The sequence below is a fragment of the Allobosea sp. 05T422_2 genome (genome assembly GCF_056396265.1).
In genome coordinates, this window is record NZ_JBFTLD010000449.1 from 1 (window position 1) to 2,680 (window position 2,680).

The following is a 2,680-nucleotide window of genomic DNA, read 5'->3' on the forward strand; positions in this document are numbered from 1 at the left end:
GTGCCGCATCGACCGGGCAAAGCACTGTCGCTGGACTATCGATCTTGGTCTTCAGGGAGGGCGACAGGTCGAACTCGTCCCGACGCTCGGCTTCGGTCGAGACCAGCGGGATCGCGAGCTGGCTGACGGCTTGGAAGCTGCCGCGGCGCGTGCTGATGCCGTCGGTGAAAGGCAGCAGGAAGACATCAGCCGCCGAAAGCGTTGCCATCAACTCGCCCTCGTCGTCGATGCGGCCGCGAAAGTCGAGCCAGTCGATGATGCCGAGCTCGCGCGCGAGGGCAAAGAAGGCCTCGCGATCCCTGGGCTTGTCCCAAAGGAAGTCACCACAGACTAGGAGCCGCGCCTTGATGCCACGCTCGTGCAGCGCCTTGACGACGCGCAGCAGCATGTCCGGGCGCTTGCTCGCATAGAGCACGCCGAAATAGCCGATGACGATGTCGGCTCGCATCGTGCCGCTGCCCAGTGCTTTCGTCCGCTCCTCGACGACACGTTCCGGATCGATCTGGGCCGGCATGATGTTCGGGCCGATCGGGATGACCGGGGCAGCGAGCTTCCTCCTTGGCCCGACCAGCGGGGTCTTGAGAAAGCTCTCGCGCTGCTGTTGCGAAACGAAGATGAAGCCGTCGGTCGCGAGGATGTCGGGGATGATCGAGAGGTAGCGCAGCCGGTTGAGCGAGGCCCACTCGTGCAAGGTCGCGACGGTATCCCCCTTGCGCGTCCAGAGCCGCGCCAGCATCAGCGCCGAACCTGGCAGGATCGCGTTCCCCCAGCCTTCGACAGGAAGCTGAAAATGTGCAATCCGGTCCTCGCGCAGAKCCCCGGCGATGGCACGGACGAAGGCTGCGGGCTGGTCGGGCTCTATCGTGTGAAGGGTGGCAAAACCGGGACGCTGCGCGTTGATGGCGTTGGCAAGTCGGCGCGCATAGTCCATCACCGCGCAGGTGACGGGTTTGGCCGAGCCGAAGATGATCACGGAGGGCGTGGGAGAGAGACGGGAGCCAGGCATACGCGTCCTGAATTCGAGCACTTGACCGGCGTTAACTTATCCTGGGCGGCGCGCTGCGTGGGCTGAACCTCAGATCAGTGAACCGAAGCTCGCCACAAGATTGCAGCGTCGTATCGGAACCTTGGCAACTTCCTCGAGCCAGCAGGAATAGCCGAATGTCAGTCGGCTCAGCTCCTGAGCAAGCTTGCCCCGGTGATCTCCAGTTTCGCGCAGAGAGTACAGGGTGTCGTAGCCAGCAGCCTTCAGTTCGGCCCATGCTCCCTCGCCCGCGGTGCTATCGTTGCTCTCGAATGCAACGATCGGGCGATGAGATGAGAAGGTTTGCCGTAGGCCCGCAAATACATCTGCCTCGAACCCCTCGACGTCGCATTTGACAAACCCGACCCGCTTCGCACCCGATGCAATTGCCGGCTCTCGTTGAGCTAGGAATGCGTCGCCCCGGCGGACTGGCAGCACAAGGTCTCCCTGCCCAGACGCGAAGCTGCCGCTCCCATCGTTTCCCTGCTCAAGCAAGGAAAACCTCAACTCGGCATCTGCTTGGCCGAGGCCGACTTCATGAACGCGAATGTTGCCCGTTTGCGAAAGCACGACGTTCGTCTTCAACAGCGAGGCGATAGGAGGATTGGGTTCGAACGATATCACTTCCTCGAACGAATCTGCGAAGTTTATGGAATGATTTCCTATATTCGCGCCGATATCCAGGAAGATGCATGAGCCGAGGTTCCTCTCTTTGAAGAGGGCTTTGAGGAACGCGATCTCGCGACGTTCATACACCCCATTTCCAATGATCGAGATGCCGAGATAGTCCGTTGGGATCACCGCAATCCGAGGATGGGGCGGAAGGTGTTTTCTGCTGCTTGGGACGAGCTTCTTGATCAGAAGGTCATGCGCGCGCTGAACGGCATATGTCAGACGCCCTTCCTTGATCGGCAGCATCGCCGCAATCTCCCCTAACGGCATGGATCGCGACGCATAGCCCCAATCCTCTACCGAACGCTTAATGGGCCCGTGCATCGCTGTCCCCGGCCGCACCTACGCTCGGACATCGTGAGTTATGCACGGTGCATTTGACGTGGATAGGAATACTGACCCATATCGTTCTCGTTATGTTCGATATGGAGATATTCGATGCCATCCTACGCCCTGTTCGACGACGCTGTGGTTGCCCGCACCGCCGCAGCGAGTTCCGGCTGGACTACATTCACCGACCTCCAATCCGTATTCGACTACGCCCGCAATCAGGGGAGGCCTCTCTTCTTTCAGCCCGGTGTTTATGACTCGGGCACCGTCACGGTCCTGCCGACGAATGGCGGCGGCAAGCCGTTGCAGGTTCGCGCCATGCCCAGCTCGGTCGTCCTGCGTTTCACAGGAGCGAATACATTCCTTCGGATCGAAGGGCAGAACCAGGTTCGCTTCGAGGGGATTTTCTTCGACGGCCAGAACCGGGCCTTGACAGACTATGTCTCTCAGCGCCCGGCCTTCATCGCAATCGCCGGCAATGCCCAGGACGTCCTGTTCGATAACTGTCAGATCATGAACTCGCCTGGCATTGGAGCCTATATCGCGAGTTCGTCCGGCGCGGTCTTCCGGTCCTGCTATTTCGGCAACCATTCCGTCGGGATCTGGAGCGAGAACGCCCAGATCAAGGCGCTGAACAACACCAGCGCCTTGATC

General features: G+C 60.4%; 3 protein-coding genes. 1 reads left to right on the plus strand and 2 read right to left on the minus strand.

Going from position 1 to position 2,680, the window contains the following annotated elements:
* Positions 1-1,006, minus strand: a 1,006-nt coding sequence (locus tag AC1DJT_RS35890; protein ID WP_476835974.1) for a glycosyltransferase, incomplete at its 3' end; no start/stop codon positions are given.
* 69 nt (positions 1,007-1,075) lie between these two features.
* Entirely contained in the window at positions 1,076-1,942 is an 867-nt protein-coding gene (locus tag AC1DJT_RS35895; protein ID WP_441505575.1) for an FkbM family methyltransferase, read from the minus strand.
* A gap of 192 nt (positions 1,943-2,134) precedes the next feature.
* On the opposite strand from AC1DJT_RS35895, the gene AC1DJT_RS35900 reads away from it, so the two are divergent.
* On the plus strand, positions 2,135-2,680 hold a 546-nt coding region (locus AC1DJT_RS35900), incomplete at its 3' end, for a right-handed parallel beta-helix repeat-containing protein (RefSeq protein ID WP_476835975.1).